The following is a 24,065-nucleotide window of genomic DNA, read 5'->3' as shown; positions in this document are numbered from 1 at the left end:
TTATTTAATCGTGGAAACTTCCGGCGCAGGACACTAGTATTTGCCGCCGGGGATGTTGGGGACCGCCGTCTGGGTGGGGCCCGACGTCCGGGGCGGAGCGTAGCCAGGGCCGATCACCTCGGTCGGTGCGGCGGGCGCCGGCTGCGGTGTCGCGCTGCGCAGACCTTCGGTGCTGGCCCTCGGTACCGGCAGCACGCCGCCGTCCTGTTCGAAGTTCTGGCCGCAGCCGCCAAGGAGCAGCGTCGACGGGATGACGACGGCGCACATCGTCATCATCATGACTCGACCGCGGCGATACGAGCGCATCCGGGGCCGGCGGAAGCGGGGAGAATGTGTTGTGTCCACAGTGATCCGGTATCCTACCGTCTCCATGCACGACGTTCCTGCCTCCATGCACGACGTTCCTGTTGGATCAGCCGATCAGGGTGATTGCGATCCGTCCGACGGCTCCGCATCCCATGTGTCCCATGCCCGTCTTACGGCATGGGTGTCGGGCACCGTTCAAGGTGTTGGTTTTCGCGCATATGTTCGATCGCGAGGGCGCCGGCTCGACCTGGCGGGTTCCGCGACGAATCTCTCGGACGGACGAGTCGAGGTGATCGTGGAGGGTCCACGCGCGGCGTGTCAGACCCTTCTGGAAATGTTGCGGGCGGGGCACACGCCCGGTCGGACGACACAGGTGACGTACTCCTGGTCGCAGCCCAGAGGTGACCTGCTGAATTTTGTTCGTAAGTGAGCACTCCTTTTGCCCGGTCCGGCGCCCGCGCGCTCGTGGTCGGATGTCTGCGCCCAGGTCTTCGGGTTGCTTGAGTCCTCGGGTTGCTGGGAGGTGTGGCCGGTGGCCGGCCTGTCGGTCCGGCGGCACGGCGGCATCCACCTCCTCGTGCTGACGGATGCGCAGACGGCCGGGTGTCTCCATCTCGACAAAACGCCGTCGCCGGCGAGCGGGGTATGGCATCGTCTTGACTTTCGGTCGCTTGGCGTGCGATCCTTGGTTCATTGTCTGGCGCGTCGTGTGGCCTGCCTGAGCCGGTTGGCCAGGTCGCAGCGCATCCCGCACCCGCTCGGTCACTCATCGTGGAGGACCACTATCATGGCGAAGGCCCTTTTCGGCCACGTCGGCTCTGGCAGCGATGTTCGTTTGTCGTATGAGGTACGCCGACTTCGTGCGCGTGTAGCAGAACTGGAGGACGAACTCGCGCGTACCCGCGCTCTCAATGATGCTCTTGAAGGCGTTGATGTCTCGGATGAACTTCGGGTGTTCGAGGCGGAGCCTGCGTTGACCTGATCCTCCCGGACCCGTAGCGGGAGTTAAGGGACGTTTCTCTTCATGGGGAACGTCCCTTTGTGCTGCTGGTGGCATTCGCGAAATCTCTTGTTGCTGTTTCCCGTCGCGTCTGTGACGTTGTGAGTTACGTCGATTTCTGCCGGTGATGCCATTCACCTTCCGGTGCCTGCCGTGCCGGTGCACCCGTCCCGGTCGGGTACAGGACACCGCAGTATCGTGGGTAGTCGATCGTCCCTTCGGGCGTGGTGGCCGGGCGGGTCCATGCACGCGCAACCGGCCCAGCTGCCGGTTGCGCCGTGTGTCCGGCTGTCCGCTGCCCGTTCTCTGCGACAGCTCCGGAGACCGGTGTACCTCAAGAGCCTCACCCTGCGGGGTTTCAAGTCGTTCGCGAGTTCGACGACTCTGCACCTCGAGCCCGGTATCACCTGCGTGGTCGGGCCGAACGGTTCCGGCAAGAGCAACGTCGTCGACGCCATGGCATGGGTTCTCGGCGAACAGGGAGCCAAGGCGCTGCGTGGCGGCACCATGTCCGACGTCATCTTCGCGGGCACTCCGTCGCGTCCACCGCTGGGCCGCGCGGAGGTGCTGCTGACCATCGACAACACCGACGGTGCCCTGCCGATCGACTACAGCGAGGTGACCGTCGGCCGCCTGATGTTCCGCAGCGGCGAGAGCGAATACACGATCAACGGTAGTACCTGCCGGCTCCTGGACATCCAGGAGCTCATGAGCGATTCCGGGATCGGCCGCGAGCTGCACGTCATCGTCGGGCAGGGGCAGCTCGACGCGGTCCTGCATGCCCGCCCGGAGGACCGCCGTGCCTTCGTCGAGGAGGCGGCCGGCGTTCTCAAGCACCGCAAGCGCAAGGAAAAGGCGCTGCGCAAGCTGGAGGCGATGGCCGCCAACCTCACCCGGCTCACCGATCTGTCCGCCGAGCTGCGCCGCCAGCTGGGCCCGCTGGGCCGGCAGGCGGAAATCGCCCGCAAGGCCGGCGTCATTCAGGCGACGCTGCGTGACTCCCGCCTGCGGCTGCTTGCCGACGACATCGTCATGGCCCGTGGTGACCTGGCATCCGACATCAGGGATGAGGAGGCGCTGCGGGTCCGCGTTGCCACGGTTAGTCGTACCCATGCCGACGGTCAGCAGCGCGAGCAGGCGCTGGAGGCGGAGCTGGCCGCGGTGACTCCCCGGGCAGCCGCCGCGGGCGAGGTCTGGCACGCCCTGGTGTCCCTGCGGGAACGCATCCGGGGCACCCGGTCGCTGGCCGCCGAGCGGGTCCGGCTGCTGCGGGCCGGCGCCGAGGAGCAACGCAGCGGTCGCGACCCCGAGCAGCTGGAACAGGAGGCCGCCGCCGTCCGGGAGCAGGAGAACGCTCTGGTCGTCCGGCTGGAGGCCGACCGCGACAGCCTCGAGGGAGTCGTCGCTCGTCGGGCGCAGCTCGAAGCCGCGCTTGCCCGGGAGGAAAAGGCGCTGGTCGCGGCCGTGCGGGAGGCATCAAGCCGGCGGGAGAACCTTGCCAGGCTGGCCGGACGGGTCGAGGCCGCCAGATCCCGGGCCACCAGTGCCGAGGCGGAGATCGTCCGGATGTCCGAGGCGGTGGACGCGGCCCGGTTACGTGGTGGGGAAACGAGCGATCAACGGATCGCGCTCGAATCGGAGCTCGCCCGGATACAGACCACCCGAAGCGAACTCACCGCGCGCCATGATGAGGCGGTGGCGGTCCACACGACCGCCACCGATCGCCTGGAGGAGTTGCGCTCGCAGGAGCGTTCCGCCGAACGCGACCGGGCGTCCTGGCAGGCCCGCAGGGAGGCGCTCACCTTGTCGCTGACCCCGCGCGACGGCGCCGCGGCGCTGCTGGACGTCGCCGCCGGTACCTGGCAGGGCACGCCGGCCGGCCGGGCGAGCGGCGGCAAGGACAAGGCCGGCGGCAAGGACAGGTCCGGTGGGAAGGGCCGGGCCGCGGGCAGGACGGACGGGACTGTCGCGGTGACAGCTGCGGGCGCCGTGCCGGTGACGCCGGCGGAATCCGGGGTGACAGTTGGGACGGATGCCGCGGATCAGGTTGAACCACCTACCGGCATCCTCGGGCGTCTGGCCGCGTGGCTGTCGGTCGAGCCCGGGGCGGAGGCGGCTGTCGCGGCCGTGCTGGGTCCGGCCGCCGACGCCGTCGCCGTCGCCGGCACCGATGATGTCAGTGCCGCGTTCGAGTGGCTGCGAGCGGTCGACGCCGGACGCGCGTCCCTGGTCGTCGCCGCCGAGATTCCCGCCGACGGTCCCGCGCCGGACGCCGTGACCGACCCGGTGAAAGCCCTGCCGCCGGATGCTCGCGGTGGGGGAGTACCCGCCTGCGACCTCGTGCGGGTCAGCGATCCGCGCTACGCCGCGGGTGTCGCGCGGATGCTCGCCGCCACCCTGGTCGTTGACGATCTTGCGGCTGCGGTCGAGCTGGTCCGGGAGCATCCCGACATCCGGGCGGTCACCCGGGCTGGTGACGTGATCGGACCGGCTCTCGCCACCGGCGGCAGCGCCCGGGCACCGTCCCTGCTGGAGTTGCAGGCCGCCGCCGAGGAGGCCGAAACCCAGATGATCGCCGCGGCCGGTCGTGGTGATCATGCCCGGGATGCGGTTGCCGCCGCCCACGAGGAGGTCAACCGGGCCCGGACCGGGATCGACGAGGCGCTTGCGGCCTTGCACGGCGCCGACGCCCGTCACCGTGCGCTGTCCGAGCAGCTGTCCCAGCTGGAGCGGGCGAACCGGTCCGGTGCGGCCGAGATCGAACGTCTAGAACGGGCCCGGGTTCAGGCCGAAACAGCCCGCGATCAGGCATACGGTGCGCTGGCGGAGCTGGAGGCGGCGCTGGCCGCGGCCTCGGCCGAACCCGACGCCGGAGAACGTCCGTCAACCGAGCGTGACCGACTGGTCGCGGCAACGTCGGCCGTGCGCGCCGAGGAGGTGGAAGCCCGACTCGCGGTACGCACCAGCGAGGAACGGGCGCGGGCGCTGGCCGGGCGCGCGGACGCGCTGGTGCGCTCCGCCGCGAACGAACGTGCCGCGCGGATGGCCGCGGCGCGACGCCGGGAGGTCCGGGAACGTCAGGCTGCGGTGGCCGCTGCGGTGGCCGATGCCGCCGACGCCGCCCTGGCGGCCCTGGAGCACTCACTGGTCGCCGCCGACACCGAACGCCAGCGCGTCGAGGCGCTGCGCCGGGCGACCGAGTCCGGCCTGACAGGCGTCCGGGAGCAGGTCCGGGTGCTCGCCGCCGAACTTGCCGCGCTGCGTGACGACGTCCACCGCGACGAGCTTGCCCGTGCCGAGAAGCGTCTGCGGGTCGAGACCCTGGAGACCAAGGTGCTGGACGAGCACGGGATAGCCGTCGACGACCTGGTCGCCGAGTACGGACCGGATGTCCCCGTGCCACCGGACACCGCCGACGGCGAGCCCGTCCCGTTCGACCGGACCGAGCAGGCGGCGCGGGCGGCCGCCGCGGAGAAGCAGCTGGGCCGCCTGGGCAAGGTCAACCCGCTGGCGCTGGAGGAGTTCGAGGCGTTGCAGGAACGGGCGGCGTTCCTGTCCACCCAGCTTGACGACATCAAGAACACCCGCCGTGACCTGCTATTGGTCGTCGCGGAGGTCGATGAGCGGGTCCGGGAGGTCTTCCGGACGGCGTTCGCGGACACCGCGCGGGAATTCGAGACGGTCTTCGCGACCCTGTTCCCCGGCGGCGAGGGCCGGCTGGTCCTGACCGACCCCGATGACATGCTCACGACAGGTATCGAGGTGGAGGCCCGGCCACCGGGTAAGAAGGTCAAGCGCCTGTCGTTGCTGTCCGGCGGCGAGCGGTCGTTGACGGCGATCGCGCTGTTGCTGGCGATTTTCCGGGCCCGCCCGTCGCCGTTCTACGTCCTCGACGAGGTCGAGGCAGCCCTTGACGACCGCAATCTCGGCCGCCTGTTGGAGGCGCTGGAAGGGCTGCGGGAAAAGTCCCAGTTGATTATCATCACCCACCAGAAGCGCACGATGGAGATTGCCGACGCGCTCTACGGTGTGGCGATGCGTGGTGACGGGATCACCACGGTGATCAGTCAACGGCTCCGCGAGCGTGCCTCGGCCTGAGCACAGCACGCCTGGTCTGTCAGGATCGAAGGCGTGGAGTACGTCCTCATCATTATCGCGATCGTCGTGTTCGGCTTCGTCACGGCCGCCGGCCTGGTGGTAGGCACCCGCCGTCGCGGGCGGGAGACCACATCCACCCGCGGCCGGCCACATCCAGGGACGGACTACTCACCCGGTGTGGGTGACGACGCCGAGGTTCCGCGGGATTCTCCCCGACGGACGGTCGACACAGTCGATCTCCCGGCTGATCTCGGCATCCCTTCGCCCCCCACCGGACCCGAGGCCGCCGAGGCCGGGCTGTTCGAACTGGAACTGGAGAAGGCACCGGAGCTGGAGGTGCCGGCACCGGCCGCGGGCCGGCTGGTAAGGCTGCGCGCGCGCCTGGCCCGTTCCCAGAGCAGCCTGGGCCGTGGCCTGCTGCTGTTGCTGTCCGGGGACAACCTCGACGAGGAGGTCTGGGAAGACGTCGAGACAATCCTGCTGGTCGCCGACGTCGGCGTCACACCGACCCAGGAGCTGGTCACGTCGTTGCGTACGAGGGTGAAGGTCCTCGGCGCGCGCCGGCCCGCGGACGTCCGTGCCCTGCTGCGCGACGAACTGCTCGCCCAGATCGGTACCAGCACCGACCGCACGCTGCAGGCGTTCGCGCAGGGCCGGCCGGCGAACATCCTCGTCGTCGGGGTGAACGGCACCGGCAAGACCACGACCTGCGGAAAGATCGCCCGACTCCTCGTGGCGGATGGCCGGACGGTCGTGCTGGGCGCGGCGGACACCTTCCGGGCCGCCGCCGCCGATCAGCTGGAAACCTGGGGGAGCCGGGTCGGAGCGCACACGGTACGCGGGAGCGAGGGCGGCGACCCGGCGTCGGTGGCCTTCGAAGCGGTCAGGCGGGGAATCAGCGACGGCGCGAGCACGGTGGTGGTCGACACCGCGGGACGCCTGCACACCAAGACCGGCCTGATGGACGAGCTCACCAAGATCAAAAGGGTGGTTGCCAAGCTCGGTCCCGTCGACGAGGTGCTGCTCGTGCTGGACGCGACCACCGGCCAGAACGCGGTGGAGCAGGCTCGGGTCTTCGCCCGGGCGGTGGACATCACCGGGATCGTGCTGACCAAGCTCGACGGGACTGCCAAGGGCGGCATCGTGATCGCCGTACAGCGGGAGCTCGACGTCCCGGTGAAGCTGGTCGGTCTGGGGGAGGGCCCGGACGATCTTGCTCCGTTCGACCCGGAGGCGTTTGTCGACGCGTTGCTCGGAGACCCACCGGACTGAATCATGGAACGGAACCGCGGAACGCAACGATGGAACGCAACGATGGAACGCAACGACGGAACGCAACGACGGAACGCACCAGGTGGGCCGGCAGGACCACAATGTGGCCACTGCATCCGGTGCCGCGCTTCTTCCGTACCCGCATGCCGCGACCTACAGTGCCGGGGTGAGGTTTTCAGTCCCGGCTGGATGCGACGGCCGGGACGGACGACGTCCGGCGAGGTGTCCCGCCATCCTCGACGCGGAGGGCGGAGATCACGGCAGGTTCGGTTGTGATCATCGTGTGGGTGCACCTCGCCGGGGTGTCATGGTGGTGTTGCCGCTGTAGTGAGATGGCGGTGGGCGGTCCGGCTCCGGCTCGGCCCGCCAGGTGCGTACCCTGAGAACTGCGGTTCGCCAGCGATCTCGGAGTGTGCGCGTGTTCGACACCCTGTCCAGCCGTCTCGACAAGGCTTTCTCGTCACTTCGTGGCAAGGGACGGCTGTCCGAGGCCGACATCAATGCCACCGCCCGGGAGATCCGGGTGGCGTTGCTGGAGGCCGACGTCGCCCTGCCGGTGGTCCGTGCCTTCATCACCGCCCTTCGTGAACGGGCCAGGGGCGAGGAGGTCTCGGCCTCGCTGAATCCCGCCCAGCAGGTCATAAAGATCGTCAACCAGGAGCTGGTCACGATCCTGGGTGGTGGGACGACCACCCTGCGGTTCACCAAGACGCCGCCCACCGTCATCCTGCTGGCGGGCCTGCAGGGAACGGGCAAGACGACGTTGGCCGGCAAGCTCGGCCGGTGGCTCAAGGCCCAGGGCCACACCCCTCTCCTCGTCGCCGCCGACCTTCAGCGTCCGAACGCGGTCACGCAGCTTCAGGTTGTGGCCGGCCGGGCCGGTGTGGAGGTGTACGCGCCCGAACCCGGCAACGGCGTGGGTGACCCGGTCGCAGTCGCCCGTGACGCGGTGGAATACGCCCGACGCCGCCTGCACGACGTGGTCGTCGTCGACACCGCGGGCCGTCTCGGTGTGGATGCCGACATGATGCGCCAGGCCGCCACTATCCGTGACGTGACGTCTCCGGACGAGATCCTGTTCGTCGTCGACGCCATGATCGGTCAGGACGCTGTCACCACGGCGCAGGCATTCGCCGACGGTGTGGGCTTCACCGGGGTGGTGCTCACCAAGCTCGACGGTGACGCGCGCGGCGGTGCCGCATTGTCGGTCGCGCACCTGACCGGTCGTCCGATCATGTTCGCCTCCACCGGTGAGGCGCTGGAGGACTTCGACGTCTTCCACCCCGAGCGGATGGCCTCGCGCATCCTGGGGATGGGCGACGTCCTCACCCTCATCGAGCAGGCCGAAAAGGCGTTCGAGGCCGATCAGGCCGAGGAGATGGCGGCGAAGATGGCCGCCTCGGAGTTCACCCTCTCCGACTTCCTCGACCAGATGCTCACCGTTCGCAAGATGGGGCCGATCGCCAACCTGCTCGGGATGCTGCCCGGCATGGGGCAGATGAAGGAGCAGCTTTCCCAGATCGACGATCGCGACGTCGACCGGGTCGTGGCGATCATCCGGTCGATGACTCCGGCCGAGCGGCATGACCCGCGCATCCTCCAGGCGTCCCGTAAGGCGCGTGTAGCCCGCGGCTCCGGTGTGACCGTCACCGAGGTCAACCAGCTTCTCGACCGGTTCGAGGATGCGCGCAAGGTCATGAAGCAGATGGCTGGCGGTCTCGGCGGACCCGGTGGGGCCTTCCGCGCCAAGACGGCGGCCAACCGTAAGGCCGTGAAGAAGGCCAAGGGCGCGAAACGCAAGGGCAACCCGGCCGCCCGCGCCGCGCAGACGCAGGCGGAAAAGATCGAGGCCGAGACACGGCGTGCCGGCAGCCCCCCCGGTGGGCTTCCGGCCGGACTCGGCAACGGCGAGCTGCCCGACCTGTCGGCCCTGATGCGAGGCGGTGGTTTCCCGCCGTCCGGACAGGGGCGCGGCGGGCGGCACTGAGGCCCCTGTAGGCGGCCTGTGTGGTCGCTAGCGCGGGCGATCTGGCAAACTATGATGGTGGCGTGGGTTCCTCACCCTAGCTGTGTTCACCTGTTCACCTGTTCACCATTGCCCTGTTCACTATCGGCGTCGTCGCGGTGGATGTCTGTGCCGCGGGCGGCGTTCGGCAAACCGAGCTGCCGGTACTCCGCGTCCGCACCGTGGTGTCCGGTGACTACCGACGTACGTCTGGAGCAGTTCGACAATCGTGGCAACCAAGATCAAACTTCAGCGCCTCGGCAAGATGCGCGAGCCGCACTACCGGATCGTCGTCGCGGACGCCCGCACCAAGCGGGACGGACGCGTCATCGAAGCGATCGGGCAGTACCACCCGAAGTCCGACCCGAGCATCATCAAGGTGGACGCTGAGCGCGCCGAGTATTGGCTTGCTGTCGGTGCCCAGCCGACCGAGCCGGTACTGGCGATCCTCAAGGTCACCGGTGACTGGCAGAAGTTCAAGGGCCTTCCCGCGCCACCGCCGATAAAGGTTGCGGCTCCCAAGGCTGACAAGCGCGAGGTGTTCCAGGCTGCGGCCAGGGCCGCAGCCGGTCTCACCGACAAGCCCGCCACCACGCCGAAGAAGGGCAAGAAGGCGACGGAGGACGCGTCTGCCGGCGACAAGACCGAGCAGGCTGCTGAGTCGTCGACTCCGGAGGGGCAGTAAGTGCTGGAAGCCGCCCTCGAGCATCTTGTTCGGGGCATCGTCGACCACCCGGACGACGTGCGCGTGGACATGGGGTCGGGTCGGCGGGGGCGAACCCTCCAGGTTCGTGTGCATCCGGATGATCTCGGCAAGGTCATCGGGCGCGGCGGGAGAACCGCCCGTGCCCTGCGGACAGTCATGGCCGGGGTGGGAGGTCGGGGCCTGCGTGTCGACGTGATCGACGTCGACCGGTAGGTCCCGCTGGTGGGTAACTAGTGGGTAATCGGTGAGTACAGTGGAAGATCCACAATATGGATCATGAGTCCGGCGGTCCACTGGTGACCAGGGGACCCGGAGTCCCGGCAGGACTGAATGAGCATGGTCGTGCTGCCTTTGGCCGTCCGGCGGACGAGCCGGTCGTGGTCGGTCGGATCGGTCGTCCCCACGGTGTCCGTGGGGACGTGACGATCGGCGTTCGCACGGACGTTCCCGACCGGAGGTTCGCCCCCGGGACGCAACTGCGCGGCGCCCCTCCCATGACCACGTCCCTGGTGGTGGCAGGGTCGCGTTGGCACGCCGGACGCCTGCTGGTGCGGTTCGAGGGCATCGGCGATCGAACTGCCGCCGAGACCCTGCGCGGGCTCGTTCTCACCATCGCGCCTGGCCAGGTGGGCGCCGCCGCGGACGACGGTGATGAGGACGTCGACGACCTCTGGTGGGATCGTGATCTCGTCGGGCTGCGGGTAGTCACGGTGGACGGCGTTGACGTGGGCACAGTCGTCGACGTCGTCCACACTCCCGCCGGGGAGCTGCTTGCTGTCGACTGTGTCGGTGGTCACGAGGTACTCGTCCCGTTCGTGCGCGAAATCGTGCCGATGGTCGAGGTGCCGGACGGCCGGATCGTCGTCGACCCGCCGCCGGGCCTTTTTGACCTGGAGTAGCGGAGTAACCGTGCGCGTCGATATAGTTACAATCTTTCCCGCCTACCTGAGCCCCCTGGAGCTGTCCCTGGTCGGCCGGGCCCGCGCGCGCGGCATCCTCGACGTCCATCTGCACGATCTACGACAGTGGGCGAACGACGTGCACCGGACCGTCGATGACGCCCCCTACGGCGGGGGGCCGGGCATGGTCATGCGTCCGGAGCCGTGGTGGGCGGCGCTGACCGAGATCTGCGCGCTGGGAGCGGCGGACGGCCGGCGGCCCCGGATCATCGTCCCGACCCCGGTCGGGCGGCCCTTCACACAGGCGTATGCCGCCGGCCTGGCCGACGAACAGTGGCTGGTGTTCTGCTGCGGCCGTTACGAAGGCATCGACGCGCGCGTTATCGACGAGTGGGCCGACGACGAGATCTCCATCGGTGACTATGTTCTTGCCGGGGGAGAGGTCGCCACCCTGGTCGTCCTGGAAGCGGTCACCCGGCTGCTGCCCGGAGTCGTCGGCAACGCCGAGTCCGTGGTGGACGACTCCTTTGCCAGCGGGCTGCTGGAGGCGCCGGTGTACACCCGACCGCCGGTGTGGGGCGACCACGAGGTTCCGGCTGTGCTGCGCTCCGGGGACCACGCCGCCATCGGCCGATGGCGGCGTGAGGAGGCCCTGCGACGGACCGCGCACCGCCGTCCGGACCTGCTTGGTCGTTTAGACCGTCCGGCGAGCGACGACCTGGCGGGCGCCGATCCGGCCGGCGACGACTTGGCCGAGTGTGATCGCATACCCACTGGGGATGATCGAGTGTCCCGCCTGGAGCATCGCGTGGAGCATTCCGGCACGGGTGAGACCGACTCGGACGCTCGTGTGGCACAGTAGGATACGGTCTCCGGCCGTCCGCCGCACCGGTTGAAACCTCTCGGAGCGAGCGGGTACGTGGTCCGCTAAAGTGGCTTACTTCTGCCGGCCGGACCGCATCCGATCCATCCCGTCATCACCGCGAGAAAGCGACTGCCATGCAAACCCTGGACAGCCTCGATGCCGCGTCGCTGAGGACCGACGTCCCGAAGTTCTGGCCGGGCGACACCCTGAAGGTTCATGTTCGTGTCGTCGAAGGCAACCGCCAGCGCATCCAGGTCTTCCAGGGCGTCGTGATCCGGCGGCAGGGTGGTGGCGTGCGTGAGACCTTCACGGTCCGTAAGGTCAGCTTCGGCGTCGGCGTGGAGCGGACCTTCCCGGTCCACAGCCCGGTGGTATCCAAGATCGAAATTGTGACTCGCGGGGACGTCCGCCGCGCAAAGCTCTACTACCTGCGTGATCTGCGCGGCAAGGCGGCGAAAATCAAGGAGAAGCGTCGGCCGGCTGGGCGCTAGAGCTGACAGCCACTGCGCCGCCAGCAGGTGGCTGGGACGGCCGGTCGTGGCGTGATCGCAACCGGCCGGTGTGGCGACGCGAACACCGAACACGCGTCGCCGTGCCGTCGTTGGAGCCGGTCAGTCGCGTAGGGTGGTCAGCGATCGTTTTCAACCGGGTTCCCCGGACATCACATTCCGGCCGAAGTCGGCGAACCCATGAGGTGGCGCGGTGAGTGGAGCCGAGCACAGTCGTCCGATGCGCCGGGGTGGGTCCCCTCCCGCCGGCTCCGCGGACGACCGCGCGGACGACGCGGTCTACCCGCACAGCGAGCAGACCGGCCCCTCCGCGCGGGTCGAGGACGGGAAAACCGAGCGCGCACCGAGTACCCAGCCGCAGCCGGGCGCCATCGGTGAACCCGGTCAACACCAGGTGCACGCGGCCTTTGTCACCGACGACGGCCGCCAGGTCGAGGCCGCAGGCGCCACCGGGGAGAACATTATCGGTGAGAACGTGACCGGCCAGGACATCCAGGACGTCCAGGGGGCCGAAGCGGCTGCCACGGACAACCCGCCAGCCGGCCGGCGCCCAGCAGCCCGTACTCCTCGCGGCGGTCGTGGCTCGTTCGCCCGCGAGTTGCCGCTGCTCGTTCTGATCGCCTTTCTGCTTGCTCTGCTCATCAAGGCGTTCCTCATCCAGGCGTTCTGGATACCGACCGTCTCGATGGAGCGCACCCTGCTGGTCAACGACCGGGTACTGGTCAACAAGCTTGTCTACCGCTTCCGGGACGTCCACCGCGGAGAGATCGTCGTGTTCAACGGCGACGGCACCGGTTTCGAACGGGCCGAGACGCTGATCACGCCGCCGAGCAACGTCTTTTCCCGGGCGGTCCGGTCGGTCCAGGGGGTGCTCGGGCTCGGCGCGCCCAGTGACAAGGACTTCATCAAACGTGTCATCGGTGTGGGCGGCGACACGGTCGCATGTTGTGACGCCCAGGGGCGGGTGACGGTCAACGGCAGGCCGCTGGACGAGCCGTACGTCTACGAGAACAGCCCGATCGGCGGGGGCCGCGAGTTCGATCCGGTGAAGGTTCCACCCGGCGAGCTGTGGGTCATGGGCGACCACCGCAGCGAGTCCTCGGACTCCCGGGTGAACGGCACCATCCCAGAGAGCAAAGTCGTCGGCCGCGCCTTTGTGCGGGTCTGGCCGCTGGGTCGGATGGCGATCCTGACTCCGCCGGACATCTTCGCAGCCGCGGGCGGACCCGCGGCGGCGGCCGTGCCGCTCGCCGGTGTCGGGCTGGCGGGAGCAGCGGTGGTGGGAGGAGCCACCATGGTGCGGCGCGGGCGGGGTTCGCCCGGTAGCCTGCCGACGCGATCGGCGAAACGGCCCGGGAGGCACACAGGTGACGACAACGGCGACGGTCCGTCGGCCCGGTGGGACGGTCGCCGTGGGCGACCGCTGCAGCGCTTGGCGACCCGTCGGCGACGGTGTCCGGCCGGAGCACCTCCTGCCGTTCGCACCGACCAGCCCGGTGATCCGACGTGACTGCGGGCTGTGGGGCTACGAACGTGCGCTGTGGCGCCGGGGGCTCGCGCCCGTGGCCGGGGTCGACGAGGCCGGCCGTGGCGCCTGCGCGGGTCCGCTCGTGGTGGCTGCCGTCATCCTCCCCGCGAGCAGATCGCGCCGCCTCGACGATCTCACGGACTCCAAGCGGATGTCGGCGCAGCTGCGTGAACGGGTGTTCGACGAGATACTGTCCGTCGCCCAGGCATGGGCGACCGTCGTGATCCAGCCGTTCGAGATCGACGCGTGGGGTGTGCACGTGGCAAACATCGCCGGGATGCGTCGCGCTGTGGCACGGCTTACCCGGCGGCCGGGGTACGTCCTCACCGACGGGTTCGCGGTGCCGGGGCTGGGGGTTGAATCCACGGCCGTGCTCAAGGGCGACCAGGTCGTGGCCTGTGTGGCGGCTGCGTCGGTGGTGGCCAAGGTGACCCGAGACCGGATCATGAAAGATCTCCATCGCCGGCATCCCGAGTACGATTTCGCCCAGCACAAGGGGTATGTAACGGCCGGGCACGCCGCGGCGCTGGCCGCGTACGGGCCGTGCGAACAGCATCGGATGTCGTATGTCAATGTGGCACAAGCTCAACGCGAACGACTGTCGCGGCTGGAGGACGCCGTGACACGAACCGGGCTACGCAGCGCGACGGAGAGCGCATGAGCGCCGAAGACCTCGAGAAGTACGAGACCGAGATGGAGCTCCAGCTCTACCGTGAGTACCGGGACGTCGTCGGTCTCTTTTCCTATGTGATCGAGACGGAGCGTCGCTTCTATCTCGCGAACGACTACCAGATCGAGGTCCGCAACAGCGCCGGTGAGATCTTCTTCGAACTCACCCTGCGCGACGCCTGGGTCTGGGACATGTTCCGGCCGGCGAGGTTCGTGAAGAACGTCCGGGTGGTCACGTTCAAGGACATCAACGTCGAGGAACTGACCAAGGCCGAGCTCTAGCCTTTCCAGGCTGGTTCCGGCCTTTTCAGGTCGCCTCTGCTCACTGTTCGTTACCTGTGGATGGATTCGCGATATTGGTCCGTTTTATCCACAGATCGTCCCATGCTCTCGCCCTGCTTCGGCCCGCCGGCCACCCTGATCTCCACGGGCGCGTCCGTCGCCCGTGGACGGGAGCGGACGATGCGGGTCAAGGACGCGCTCGGGCGGTTCGGGGAGGACACCGCTGCCCGGCATCTGTCGCAGTGCGGGATGGAGATTCTCGACCGTAACTGGCGATGTGCGGCCGGCGAGATCGACATTGTCGCCCGGGACGGTTCGTATCTGGTGTTCTGCGAGGTCAAGACCCGTTCCGGGGATCGCTACGGCACACCGGCACAGGCCGTGGTGCCGGCCAAGGCCGCACGCATCCGCCGGCTGGCGCTCGCGTGGCTGCGCGACCATGAACATGCGTCGACGGCGCTTCGCTTCGACGTCGTCGAGGTCTACCGCACCCGCAACAGCCCGCTGCGGGTGGAACATCTGCGGGGGGCGTTCTGATGTCGCTGGCGCGGGCGCTCAGTGTCGCGGTCGTGGGGGTCCGCGGGCACCTCATCGAGGTCGAGGCGGATCTCGCGAACGGGCTACCGGCCATCACCCTCGTCGGTCTGCCGGACGCGTCGCTGCACGAGGCCAGGGACCGCATCCGGGCCGCGATCGTCAACTCGGGTCAGAACTGGCCGAGCCAGCGGATCACGGTCGGCCTTTTCCCGGCGACCCTGCCGAAGTCCGGCAGCGGGTTCGACGTGGCGATGGCCGCCGCGATCCTCGGGGCTGCGGCCACCGTCCCCCCGGAGGCGCTACGCGGTCGGGTGCTCCTCGGGGAACTGGCGCTGGACGGCCGGCTGCGGCCGGTCCGTGGGGTGCTGCCGGCGACGATCGCGGCGCTCGACGCCGGCATCGAACGTGTCGTCGTACCCGAGGCGAACGGCGCGGAGGCCGCGCTCGTACCGGGAGCCGTCGTCGAACCGGTGAGGGATCTGGACTGTCTGGTCCGGCTGCTGCGCGGGGAGTACGAGCCGGCCCCGCCCGTGGCGGCCGATACCAACGCGGCGCAGCCCAGCGCCGTGGGAGCCGGCGATCTCGTCGACGTGGCGGGCCAGCCGCGCGGCCGGCTCGCCGTCGAGGTGGCGGCCGCCGGCGGCCACCACCTGTTCATGCAGGGGCCGCCGGGCAGCGGCAAGACCATGCTGGCCGAGCGGTTGCCGGGCCTGCTGCCCGCACTCGACACCGAGGCCGCTCTGGAGGTGACCGCGGTGCACTCGGTGGCCGGGCTGCTGCCCGAGGACTGCCCGCTGGTGGTCCGTCCGCCGTACCGCAACCCGCACCACTCGGCTACGCCGGCGGCGCTGGTCGGGGCCGGTTCGACCGTGCTACGCCCAGGCCTGGCCAGCCAGGCGCACCGGGGCGTGCTGTTTCTCGACGAGGCACCCGAATTCGCCCGCATCACCCTCGACGTGCTACGCCAGCCGCTGGAAAGCGGGGTGATCGAACTGGCGCGAGCCCGGGTGAGCGCGCGGTTTCCCGCCCGTTTCCTGCTGGTGCTCGCGGCGAACCCGTGTCCGTGCGCCCGGGCCAACGGTGCCGCGGCCAAGGCATGCGACTGCCCGAGCCTGGTGCGCAGACGCTATCTCTCCCGGCTGTCGGGTCCGCTGCTCGACCGGGTGGACCTGCAGGTCGAGCTTGCCGCGCCCAGCCGGGCCGAGCTGCGCGCGGACGCCAAATACGCCGACACCTCGGCGGTTGCGGCGCAACGGGTCAAAGCGGCGCGGGAGGCGACGGCCCGCCGGCTGGCCGGGACGCCATGGCGTACCAACGCGGAGATCCCCGGTTCCGCCCTGCGGCGGGTGTGGGCGCTGCCGGCGAAGGTGACCCGTTCGGCCGATCTCGCCTTCGAGTCCGGGCAGCTCACCGCGCGTGGTCTGGACCGCGTCCTGAGGGTGGCCTGGACCCTTGCGGACCTGGCTGACCTGCCGGCCCCGGGACCGACACAGATCGGGATGGCCCTGGACCTGCGCCTGCCCGGGAGGTGGCAATGATCGGTGACAGCGAGCGGTGGGCCAGGGCGGCTCTGTCGCGCGCGATCGGCTCGGACCGGCCGGCGATCGGAGTCGAGGTGTCCCGCCGCGGCGCCGCCGCGGTCTGGGCGGGGCTGCGAGACCGCCATCCCGCGGTCGACCCCGAACGGGACCTGCGCCTGTTGGCGGCTCTCGGCGGGCGGTTCATCTGCCCGGGTGACCCCGAGTGGCCGTCTTCGCTGGACGTCTTCGGCCGGCTGCCCGACGGCCCTGACACCGAACCGGGAGAACCACTCGGGCTGTGGGCTCGCGGAAACGGGGACCTGAGCCAGCTGTGTGAACGGGCGGTGGCTGTGGTGGGATCCCGTGCGGCGACCGGCTACGGGACGACCGTCGCGGCTGACCTTGCCTCCGGACTTGCCGACCGGGGCTGGACGGTCGTCTCCGGCGCGGCGTTCGGTATTGACGCGGCGGCCCACCACGGGGCGCTGGCGGCATCCGGTCCCACGATTGCGGTCCTGGCCGGAGGAGTCGACGTCGCATATCCCCGCGCCCATGCCGACCTACTGGCGCGGATTCGTGACAACGGGTTGGTCATCAGCGAGTCGGCGCCGGGAAGCCCGCCGTACCGGGGGCGCTTTCTGACCCGGAACAGGATCATCGCCGCACTGACCCGGGGCACGGTTCTCGTCGAAGCGGGCCACCGCAGCGGCGCACTGAACACCGTCCGTCACGCCCGCCGTTTCGGGCGTGTGGTGATGGCTGTGCCGGGGCCGGTCACGAGTGCCACCAGCGTCGGATGCCACCGTCTGCTACGGACCCACCGTGAACAGGCCGTCCTGGTCACCGATGCCGCCGAGGTCTGCGAGGAGATCGGCGGCATCGGTGAGCTCGCCGAATACCCGCCGGCGGACACCGGCTCCCGCGACGGCCTGCCCGAGCTGGTTCGCCGCATGCTGGACGTGATGCCGGCACGCAGGTCGGTGGGAGCGGCGGTGCTGGCACAGCGACTCGGGGAACGGCCTGAAACGGTGCAGGCGCTGATGGGTCCGCTGGTCGTCGAGGGTCTGGTGGAGCTCCGCAACGACGGATACCGCCTGACGGCACTGGGCCGGGCACCGTCCGCGGCCGGTACATCGGGGCGTTGTGAACCAGCCGGCCGTTGTTGACACGGAGGTGAGCGCAGGGCACTGTGCGTCGGATGGGCGGTGCGGTCGCTGACTCCCGGGATCCTGTCTCCGGGAACGTCACGGCTTCCTGGGATGTCGCGGTCTGCGCATACCTTCGCCATCTGGCGACTGAGCGGAACCGGTCCCCGGAAACCGTTCGTGCCTACCAGGCCGATCTCGCTCATCTGCGCAAGTACGCCCATGGCGTGGGGCTCGACGAACTGACCGGTCTCGACCTCGGAGTGCTGCGCGGCTGGCTTGCCGGGATGCGTGCCAACGGCGCTGCCAGCGCCACACTGGCCAGGCGGGCCTCGGTGGCGCGCAGCTTCAGCGCGTTCGCGGCCCGGCGAGGATGGCTGGCCACCGATGTCGCGGAGCGGCTGGCGAGTCCCCGGCGACCAGCGACGCTACCGGATGTGCTGACCGCCACCCAGGCGTGGGATCTGTTGGCGACGGGCCTCCGATCGGTTTCGGGCAGTGACCCACCCGGACCCGCTCAGACCGCGGTTGTCGTCCGCGACGACGCCGTACTCGAGCTGCTGTACGCCACCGCCACCCGCGTCAGCGAACTGTGCGGTCTCGACCTCGACGACGTCGATGACGAGCGACGGTTGGTGAGAGTCCGCGGCAAGGGTGGGCGCGAGCGTGCCGTCCCCTTTGGCGTGCCCGCCCAGCGGGCATTGCGGACCTGGCTTGAGATCGGCCGCCCCGTACTTGCCGGAGCCGGCAGTGGACGAGCGCTGTTCCTGGGGGTGCGTGGCCGCCGGCTCGATCCCAGGGCGGTCCGGCGCATTCTTGACGCCCGTATTGCCGCGGTCGATGGGATCGGGTCGATGAGCCCGCACGGCATCCGCCACTCCGCAGCCACACATCTGCTGGAAGGCGGCGCGGATCTCCGGTCGGTGCAGGAGTTCCTCGGCCATGCCAGTCCCGCCACGACACAGATCTACACTCACGTCACACCGGAACGACTGCGTGCCGCGTTTGAGCAGGGGCACCCACGGGCCTGACGACCGACGAACAGCGGCGGGCATGTCACCCGATGGGCAACAACCTCGGTGGCCGGCGGCGGAGCAGGTCGAGTGGATCGAGGTAGCGAGCCCCTTCGCGCAAGCCCCAGTGCAGGCAGGCATCCGCGGGGCAGCCGGGATGCCCGGCCACGAGCCGGCCGATTGTTTCGCCCGCAGCCACTGTCTGGCCGGTGGTGACGGCTGGATCCACCGGCTCGTAGGTCGTCCGCAGCGACCCGTGGCTGATGGTTGTCACACCTCGCCCGGCAATCATGCCGGCGAACGAGACGATTCCCCGACCGGCGGCACGCACCTGTGCCCCCGGGGCGGCCACGAGGTCGATGCCGCGGTGGCCGGGACCGTACGGTGACGACGGCGGACTGAAGCCACGGCCGAGGGTGAGCGGTCCGTCCAGCGGTGCACGCCAGGCAGGTCCGGCTGATCCCAGGGCGGCACCGGTCGGCGACAGCGGGTTCACACCGACGGTGCCGGCAAGCGGTACCGGCCGCGCGGGCGCCGACTGTGCGGCGGGCGACTGTGCGGGTGCTGGCTGCGCGGGCGCTGACGGTGGAGGGGTCGGCTGCGCAGGTGTCGGCCGGATGGGGGACGTGGCCGCCCGGGTGCCGTAGCTGACCATCGGATGCGGCCACCCGGCGGCCACGAGGGCGAGCAGCGCAGCCATCAGCAGGAAGAAGAGGAACGCACGGTGTCGGGACGGCGGGGTCATGGCGTCTCCGGATTTCCGGGCCTTCGGCGACGCGATACCATGATCGAGTCTTCGAAGGCTGCTGGCGTGCTTCGGGCGGGTGGCCCACGAGTCCTCGCCGGCACGGCAGGTGTGATCGCACCGTCTCGGTCCGAGGGGCCGGGGGGCGTCCGTGGTGACTCGCGTCCGCTCCCGCTGTTGTCACGGTGACCGGTTCGGGTCCGGCAGTCACGGCTGGGCGCGTGCCTGTGGACAACCTGTCGGCTGCTGATCGGACTGTGCGCATCCCGCTCGGGCTGCTGGGCGCGTGCCTGTGGACAACCCGCTGGGGGGCGGTGTGGTGGTGGGCGTAGGATCGGGAACACAGCTCGATCGATCGAGCTGAATCCACACGCCCTTCTTTGCCTGCCCTCCCGGTACGGCTGGAAGGCTTCCTCGGTCCGCCGCTGTGCGCGGTGGTAGGGGCCAGCAGGGCGTCAGGGGCTCCGGTCGCCGGCCGGAGCCGGTAACCGAGGTGCGTCGGTACGCCCGGCGCAGAAGGGAGCGACGAGCCGTGGCCGTCGTCACCATGAAGCAGCTGCTTGAAAGCGGTGTGCATTTCGGGCACCAGACGAAGCGCTGGAACCCGAAGATGAAGCGTTTCATCTTCACGGAACGCAATGGCATTTACATCATCGACCTGCAGCAAACCCTGTCCTACATCGATCGTGCCTACGACTTCGTCAAGGAGACCGTCGCGCACGGCGGCACCGTCCTGTTCATCGGTACGAAGAAGCAGGCCCAGGAAGCCATCGAGGAGCAGGCGCAGCGGGTCGGCATGCCCTACGTCAAGGAGCGCTGGCTGGGTGGCATGCTCACCAACTTCTCCACGGTGTACAAGCGTCTCCAGCGGCTGAAGGAGCTCGAGGAGATCGAGCTGACTGGCGGCACCGAGGTCCGGACGAAGAAGGAACAGCTCGTTCTGTCCCGGGAGAAAGCCAAGCTCGAGCGGACTCTCGGCGGTATCCGGGACATGACCCGCGTGCCGAGCGCGGTCTGGGTCGTCGACACCAAGAAGGAGCACATCGCTGTCGGCGAGGCCCGCAAGCTGGGAATCCCGGTCGTCGCGATCCTGGACACCAACTGCGACCCGGACGAGGTCGACTACCCGATTCCCGGCAACGACGACGCCATCCGCAGCGCGACCCTGCTCACCCGGGTGGTGGCGGACGCCGTGGCGGACGGGCTGGTCTCCCGTGCGGGCGGGTCGACTGCGGTGGACGTCAAGCCGGAGGCGGCAAGCGGCAGGGAGCCGCTGACCGAGTGGGAGCAGGAGTTGCTGCAGGGGCAGGCTTCCCCGGCAGCTGCGACGGCGACAGCGACAGCAGCCGACCCCGATGCGGAGCAGGCGGTCAGTGGCCCGCCGAACGCAGCAGCCCACTCCGACTCCGATCCGGTTTCCGCGGTGGGTGCCGCGACCGCGGTGGGTGCCGCGACCGCTCGGGCCTGAATCATCCCGGATGCTCCCTGCCCCGCCTTCGCGTGGCCGTACCGTCGTGCCGGAGTCTTCCGTGCAGGCGGCACACGCGAAGCCTGCGCCGGGCAGACCTGATATCACTGTCGGTGGTCTCGCGGGCCGGGCGTGGTGCCTGGGGTACCACCAGCACGTCCTCACAAGACCCAGTAGCGACCCCATGGACTCCGGCCTCCGGCAGTGCGAAAAAACAATGATCGCATTGCCGGAGGCCCGGTAGCTCCCACAAACACCAGCAGCCGGACGGAACGAGAAGAGCACCATGGCAGAAATCACAGCCGCTGACATTCGCAAGCTCCGGGAACTCACCGGCGCCGGGATGAGTGACGTCAAGAAAGCGCTCGTCGAAAACGACGGCGACTTCGAGAAGGCCAAGTCCTGGCTGCGGGAGAAGGGCTTGGCGCAGGTTGCCAAGCGGGCTGGGCGCAGTGCCTCCAACGGTCTGGTGGAGTCCTACCTGCACAAGACCGACCCGCAGCTGCCTCCCACCATCGGTGTTCTTCTGGAACTGAAGTGCGAGACCGACTTCGTCGCGAAGACCGACCAGTTCAAGCAGCTCGCACGCGACATTGCGCAGCACATCGCGGCGGCGGATCCGCTCTACGTGACCGCGGAGCAGATCCCGAACGAGGTCATCGAACAGGAAAAGAAGATCTATGAGGCGGCGGCTCGGGAGGAGGGCAAGCCCGACCAGGCTCTCCCGAAGATTGTGGAGGGTCGTCTGAACGGCTATGTGAAGTCGGTCGTTCTGCTTGAGCAGGCCTGGGTCCGGGATGGCAAGCTCACCATCCGTGCGTTGCTGGAGCAGGCCGGATCCTCGCTCGGTGAGAAGATCGAAGTTGGCCGGTTCGCCCGGTTCAACGTCAAGACGGCCTGATCCGCGCTACCCCCTCGCCGGGAGAGGGACGACAGGGCCGGGAAGGTCGACGTCAGCCGAGCCGACGTGACAGATCGCCGACTTCACCAGGAGGTGTTTCGTTCCTCCTGTCCGTCATGTGTACGTCGAACGAATCGGAAGTGGCGGCCAGAGGTTCTGCAGCCCGATCGGGTAGGGCAGACTACTCGCAGTGCATAATCCACCGGCCGATGATCGTAGCCGACGGCGAGGGGGCCGCTCGTGATCGAAAACGCCATCAGGGATGCAGAAGCAGCTACACCTGGTTGTGACGTCGCGGAGGTGCGCTGGCGACGCGTGTTGCTGAAGCTGTCCGGCGAGGCATTTGCCGGTAGCGAGTCGCTTGGCATCGATCCGGAGACACTTGCGACGATCGCTCGTCAGATCGGTGAGGTGAGCCGGACGGGTATCGAGGTCGCGATCGTGGTTGGCGGCGGCAACATGTTCCGTGGGCAGCTCCTTGCTGAGCGCGGTGTCGACCGTGCCCGGGCCGACTACATGGGGATGCTCGGCACTGTGATCAACTGTCTGGCGTTACAGGACGTCCTCGAGCGCGCGGGCGTGGTCACACGGGTGCAGACGGCGATTGCCATGGGGCAGGTCGCCGAGCCTTATCTGCCTCTGCGTGCCATCCGGCACCTGGAGAAGGGCCGGGTTGTCATCTTCGGCGCGGGGCTGGGGGCACCGTTCTTCTCGACCGACACCACTGCCGCGCAACGCGCCCTGGAGATCAAGGCGCAGGCTGTTCTCAAGGCCACCAAGGTCGACGGTGTGTATGACGCCGACCCGACAACGAACCCCCATGCGGTTCGCTTCGACACGCTCGTCTACGGCGAGGTGCTGTCTCGTGGGCTGAAGGTCATGGACGCTACGGCCATCAGCCTGTGCATGGACAACAGGTTGCCAATCGTGGTTTTCGACCTGCTGACGGAAGGGAACATACTGCGAGCCGTCCGCGGTGAGAAGATCGGCACCCTGGTCAGTGTGGACGAGGGCGGGACGGAAGGACGACGGTGATCGACGATGTACTCCTCGAGGCCGAGGAGAAGATGGACAAGGCGGTCTCGGTCGCGAAGGACGACTTTGCCAACATCCGGACGGGGCGGATCACCCCGTCGGTGTTCTCGAAGGTTCTCGTCGACTACTACGGCGCGCCCACCCCGGTGAACCAGCTCGCATCGTTCCACATCCCGGAAGCGAGAATGGTGATCATAACCCCGTACGACAAGGGCTCGCTGGCCGCCATCGAGAAGGCCGTGCGTGACTCCGACCTCGGGGTGAACCCGAGCAACGACGGTACGATCATCCGCTGCCTGTTCCCGGAGCTCTCCGAGCAGCGTCGGCGTGACCTGGCCAAGGTTGCCCGGGCGAAGGCGGAGGAGGCCAGGGTCAGCATCCGCAACGTGCGTCGTCACAGCAAGGATGCGATCGACCGCATCGTTCGCGACGGTGACGCCGGGGAGGACGAAGGCCGGCGCGGGGAAAAGGACCTGGACGAGGCAACGCACCGTTATGTCAGCCAGGTGGATGAGCTGCTGCGGCACAAGGAGTCGGAGCTGCTGGCGGTCTGAACGACGTCGACAGCCGACGGTTGCCCTGCGTTGTTGTCCGCTGCCGTGAGTAGAACGGGCGCCATGGCGGTACTCTCTTCGTCCGCCACTGCGGCCCCGCCGCAAGCCTGGCCGCAGCCGCGGGCGGGGATGACGGCGTGACCCGCACCAGGCAGGTGGTCGGCGTGCCCCGGGTCCGTGGCATCCGGGCTGGACGGGATCTTCCGGCCGCGATCGTCGTCGGGGTCGCGCTGGCCCTGATCATCATCGTCCCCCTGTTCACCGTCCGTCCACTGTGGATCGCCGTCATCTGTGTGACGATGGCGGTCGGTACCTATGAACTGGTCAGGGCGCTGCGTCTGGTCGGAGGAAGGATCGCGTTGCCGCCGCTCGCGGCGGGTACGGCGGCGATGCCCGCGGTCGCCTACGCCACGGGTACCTCCGGACTGGTGGTGACCCTGGCCGCGACCGTCGTCATGGTGACCGCGTGGCGTCTTGCCTACCGGGACGGTCACCTGCTCCACGACGTGGCCGCGGGGGTGTTCTGCGCGGCCTATGTGGGCCTACCGGCTGGTTTCGCCGCGCTGCTGACCAGCCCACCGGACGGACCTCGGCGGATGGTTGCCTGTCTGGCCACCGCGGTCGCCAGTGATATCGGCGGCTACACGGCCGGTGTGCTCTCCGGCGGCCGGCACAAACTCGCCCCGAACGTGTCCCCGGGGAAGTCGTGGGAGGGCTTTGCCGGTTCCGCCGTCACCTGCGTGATCGTCGCTGGTGTGTCGATGGCCTGGACCCTGCACGCCGCCGTCTGGCAGGGGGTGGTGCTGGGTCTTGCGGTCGCGTGCACCGCCACCATCGGTGACCTCGGTGAGTCGCTGCTCAAGCGGGACATCGGGATCAAGGACATGGGTACCCTGCTGCCGGGGCACGGTGGGATCATGGACAGGTTGGACTCGGTGCTCTGCACGGCTCCCGTGGCCTGGTTGTTGATCACTGCTTTCGTGCCGCCGTCGTGACCTGGCAGACTGG

General features: G+C 68.9%; 24 protein-coding genes. 22 read left to right on the top strand and 2 right to left on the bottom strand.

Annotation, left to right across the window (positions count from 1 at the left end; translation table 11 throughout):
- Positions 1 to 33 precede the first annotated feature (33 nt).
- Complete coding sequence (locus CV1CTNOD_RS19380; RefSeq protein ID WP_242606842.1) at positions 34 to 279, bottom strand: hypothetical protein; 246 nt, start codon at positions 277 to 279, stop codon at positions 34 to 36.
- A gap of 112 nt (positions 280 to 391) precedes the next feature.
- Between CV1CTNOD_RS19380 and CV1CTNOD_RS19375 the strand changes: the two genes are divergently transcribed.
- The 17 genes from CV1CTNOD_RS19375 (at position 392) to CV1CTNOD_RS19295 (ending at position 18,372) form a co-directional block, all read left to right on the top strand.
- Positions 392 to 736, top strand: coding sequence for an acylphosphatase (locus CV1CTNOD_RS19375; protein WP_131787424.1), 345 nt, complete (start codon positions 392 to 394; stop codon positions 734 to 736).
- A 357-nt stretch (positions 737 to 1,093) separates the two neighbouring features.
- Positions 1,094 to 1,288, top strand: a complete 195-nt coding sequence (locus tag CV1CTNOD_RS27965; RefSeq protein ID WP_131768369.1) for a hypothetical protein — start codon at positions 1,094 to 1,096, stop codon at positions 1,286 to 1,288.
- 345 nt (positions 1,289 to 1,633) lie between these two features.
- Complete coding sequence (locus CV1CTNOD_RS19365; protein WP_131787423.1) at positions 1,634 to 5,404, top strand: AAA family ATPase; 3,771 nt, start codon at positions 1,634 to 1,636, stop codon at positions 5,402 to 5,404.
- Between the two features lie 33 nt (positions 5,405 to 5,437).
- The gene (gene ftsY / locus CV1CTNOD_RS19360; protein ID WP_131787422.1) at positions 5,438 to 6,676 is read left to right on the top strand and encodes a signal recognition particle-docking protein FtsY; all 1,239 of its coding nucleotides are present in this window, start codon (positions 5,438 to 5,440) and stop codon (positions 6,674 to 6,676) included.
- A gap of 418 nt (positions 6,677 to 7,094) precedes the next feature.
- On the top strand, positions 7,095 to 8,663 hold the full coding sequence (gene ffh, locus CV1CTNOD_RS19355; protein WP_131787421.1) for a signal recognition particle protein: 1,569 nt from the start codon (positions 7,095 to 7,097) through the stop codon (positions 8,661 to 8,663).
- A gap of 247 nt (positions 8,664 to 8,910) precedes the next feature.
- Positions 8,911 to 9,366: a 30S ribosomal protein S16 gene (gene rpsP, locus CV1CTNOD_RS19350; protein ID WP_131787420.1), complete on the top strand. Its 456-nt coding sequence runs from the start codon at positions 8,911 to 8,913 to the stop codon at positions 9,364 to 9,366.
- Complete coding sequence (locus CV1CTNOD_RS19345) at positions 9,367 to 9,600, top strand: RNA-binding protein (protein WP_131787419.1); 234 nt, start codon at positions 9,367 to 9,369, stop codon at positions 9,598 to 9,600.
- A gap of 56 nt (positions 9,601 to 9,656) precedes the next feature.
- On the top strand, positions 9,657 to 10,286 hold the full coding sequence (gene rimM / locus CV1CTNOD_RS19340; protein ID WP_131787418.1) for a ribosome maturation factor RimM: 630 nt from the start codon (positions 9,657 to 9,659) through the stop codon (positions 10,284 to 10,286).
- Between the two features lie 10 nt (positions 10,287 to 10,296).
- Entirely contained in the window at positions 10,297 to 11,148 is an 852-nt protein-coding gene (gene trmD / locus CV1CTNOD_RS19335) for a tRNA (guanosine(37)-N1)-methyltransferase TrmD (protein WP_131787417.1), read from the top strand.
- 137 nt (positions 11,149 to 11,285) lie between these two features.
- The gene (gene rplS, locus CV1CTNOD_RS19330; RefSeq protein ID WP_131787416.1) at positions 11,286 to 11,642 is read left to right on the top strand and encodes a 50S ribosomal protein L19; all 357 of its coding nucleotides are present in this window, start codon (positions 11,286 to 11,288) and stop codon (positions 11,640 to 11,642) included.
- A 211-nt stretch (positions 11,643 to 11,853) separates the two neighbouring features.
- The gene (gene lepB, locus CV1CTNOD_RS19325) at positions 11,854 to 13,170 is read left to right on the top strand and encodes a signal peptidase I (RefSeq protein ID WP_242606839.1); all 1,317 of its coding nucleotides are present in this window, start codon (positions 11,854 to 11,856) and stop codon (positions 13,168 to 13,170) included.
- Complete coding sequence (locus tag CV1CTNOD_RS19320; RefSeq protein WP_242606838.1) at positions 13,157 to 13,849, top strand: ribonuclease HII; 693 nt, start codon at positions 13,157 to 13,159, stop codon at positions 13,847 to 13,849. The genes lepB and CV1CTNOD_RS19320 overlap by 14 nt, the downstream gene beginning before the upstream one ends.
- Complete coding sequence (locus CV1CTNOD_RS19315; RefSeq protein WP_131768314.1) at positions 13,846 to 14,139, top strand: DUF2469 domain-containing protein; 294 nt, start codon at positions 13,846 to 13,848, stop codon at positions 14,137 to 14,139. The genes CV1CTNOD_RS19320 and CV1CTNOD_RS19315 overlap by 4 nt, the downstream gene beginning before the upstream one ends.
- 180 nt (positions 14,140 to 14,319) lie before the next feature.
- Positions 14,320 to 14,676 carry a YraN family protein gene (locus CV1CTNOD_RS19310; protein ID WP_131768365.1) on the top strand — a complete coding sequence of 119 codons (357 nt, stop codon included), beginning with the start codon at positions 14,320 to 14,322 and terminating at the stop codon, positions 14,674 to 14,676.
- Positions 14,676 to 16,214 (top strand): YifB family Mg chelatase-like AAA ATPase, encoded by a 1,539-nt coding sequence (locus CV1CTNOD_RS19305; RefSeq protein WP_131787415.1) that lies wholly within the window; start codon positions 14,676 to 14,678, stop codon positions 16,212 to 16,214. Before CV1CTNOD_RS19310 ends, CV1CTNOD_RS19305 begins: the two co-directional genes overlap by 1 nt.
- A complete protein-coding gene (gene dprA, locus CV1CTNOD_RS19300) occupies positions 16,211 to 17,362 on the top strand; it encodes a DNA-processing protein DprA (RefSeq protein WP_131787414.1) in 1,152 nt (383 codons plus the stop codon). The genes CV1CTNOD_RS19305 and dprA overlap by 4 nt, the downstream gene beginning before the upstream one ends.
- A 32-nt stretch (positions 17,363 to 17,394) precedes the next feature.
- Entirely contained in the window at positions 17,395 to 18,372 is a 978-nt protein-coding gene (locus tag CV1CTNOD_RS19295) for a tyrosine-type recombinase/integrase (RefSeq protein ID WP_165485630.1), read from the top strand.
- 25 nt (positions 18,373 to 18,397) lie between these two features.
- On the opposite strand, the gene CV1CTNOD_RS19290 is transcribed toward CV1CTNOD_RS19295, so the two are convergent.
- Complete coding sequence (locus CV1CTNOD_RS19290) at positions 18,398 to 19,099, bottom strand: murein hydrolase activator EnvC family protein (protein ID WP_207386555.1); 702 nt, start codon at positions 19,097 to 19,099, stop codon at positions 18,398 to 18,400.
- A gap of 532 nt (positions 19,100 to 19,631) precedes the next feature.
- Here CV1CTNOD_RS19290 and rpsB point away from each other — a divergent pair.
- The 5 genes from rpsB to CV1CTNOD_RS19265 all read left to right on the top strand — a co-directional run bounded on the left by rpsB (position 19,632) and on the right by CV1CTNOD_RS19265 (position 24,052).
- Positions 19,632 to 20,567 carry a 30S ribosomal protein S2 gene (gene rpsB, locus CV1CTNOD_RS19285; protein WP_131787412.1) on the top strand — a complete coding sequence of 312 codons (936 nt, stop codon included), beginning with the start codon at positions 19,632 to 19,634 and terminating at the stop codon, positions 20,565 to 20,567.
- Between the two features lie 286 nt (positions 20,568 to 20,853).
- Positions 20,854 to 21,468, top strand: a complete 615-nt coding sequence (gene tsf / locus CV1CTNOD_RS19280) for a translation elongation factor Ts (RefSeq protein ID WP_131787411.1) — start codon at positions 20,854 to 20,856, stop codon at positions 21,466 to 21,468.
- A gap of 255 nt (positions 21,469 to 21,723) precedes the next feature.
- Positions 21,724 to 22,503, top strand: a complete 780-nt coding sequence (gene pyrH / locus CV1CTNOD_RS19275) for a UMP kinase (RefSeq protein ID WP_131787429.1) — start codon at positions 21,724 to 21,726, stop codon at positions 22,501 to 22,503.
- A complete protein-coding gene (gene frr / locus CV1CTNOD_RS19270; protein WP_131768307.1) occupies positions 22,500 to 23,057 on the top strand; it encodes a ribosome recycling factor in 558 nt (185 codons plus the stop codon). Before pyrH ends, frr begins: the two co-directional genes overlap by 4 nt.
- A gap of 137 nt (positions 23,058 to 23,194) precedes the next feature.
- Positions 23,195 to 24,052, top strand: a complete 858-nt coding sequence (locus tag CV1CTNOD_RS19265) for a phosphatidate cytidylyltransferase (RefSeq protein WP_131787410.1) — start codon at positions 23,195 to 23,197, stop codon at positions 24,050 to 24,052.
- Positions 24,053 to 24,065: the final 13 nt, after the last annotated feature.

This window comes from Protofrankia symbiont of Coriaria ruscifolia, from assembly GCF_900634745.1.
Taxonomy (GTDB): domain Bacteria; phylum Actinomycetota; class Actinomycetes; order Frankiales; family Frankiaceae; genus Protofrankia; species Protofrankia californiensis.
This window is presented reverse-complemented; position numbering and strand designations above follow the sequence as displayed.

What these genes read in the sequence shown, in the direction of transcription:
- CV1CTNOD_RS19380 (WP_242606842.1), bottom strand. Translation starts at nt 279, where the DNA reads ATGATGATGACGATGTGCGCCGTCGTCATCCCGTCGACGCTGCTCCTT.
- tsf (WP_131787411.1), top strand. Translation starts at nt 20,854, where the DNA reads ATGGCAGAAATCACAGCCGCTGACATTCGCAAGCTCCGGGAACTCACC.
- CV1CTNOD_RS19310 (WP_131768365.1), top strand. Translation starts at nt 14,320, where the DNA reads ATGCGGGTCAAGGACGCGCTCGGGCGGTTCGGGGAGGACACCGCTGCC.
- CV1CTNOD_RS27965 (WP_131768369.1), top strand. Translation starts at nt 1,094, where the DNA reads ATGGCGAAGGCCCTTTTCGGCCACGTCGGCTCTGGCAGCGATGTTCGT.
- dprA (WP_131787414.1), top strand. Translation starts at nt 16,211, where the DNA reads ATGATCGGTGACAGCGAGCGGTGGGCCAGGGCGGCTCTGTCGCGCGCG.
- CV1CTNOD_RS19375 (WP_131787424.1), top strand. Translation starts at nt 392, where the DNA reads ATGCACGACGTTCCTGTTGGATCAGCCGATCAGGGTGATTGCGATCCG.
- rplS (WP_131787416.1), top strand. Translation starts at nt 11,286, where the DNA reads ATGCAAACCCTGGACAGCCTCGATGCCGCGTCGCTGAGGACCGACGTC.
- CV1CTNOD_RS19290 (WP_207386555.1), bottom strand. Translation starts at nt 19,099, where the DNA reads ATGACCCCGCCGTCCCGACACCGTGCGTTCCTCTTCTTCCTGCTGATG.
- CV1CTNOD_RS19295 (WP_165485630.1), top strand. Translation starts at nt 17,395, where the DNA reads ATGGGCGGTGCGGTCGCTGACTCCCGGGATCCTGTCTCCGGGAACGTC.
- rimM (WP_131787418.1), top strand. Translation starts at nt 9,657, where the DNA reads ATGGATCATGAGTCCGGCGGTCCACTGGTGACCAGGGGACCCGGAGTC.
- CV1CTNOD_RS19315 (WP_131768314.1), top strand. Translation starts at nt 13,846, where the DNA reads ATGAGCGCCGAAGACCTCGAGAAGTACGAGACCGAGATGGAGCTCCAG.
- CV1CTNOD_RS19305 (WP_131787415.1), top strand. Translation starts at nt 14,676, where the DNA reads ATGTCGCTGGCGCGGGCGCTCAGTGTCGCGGTCGTGGGGGTCCGCGGG.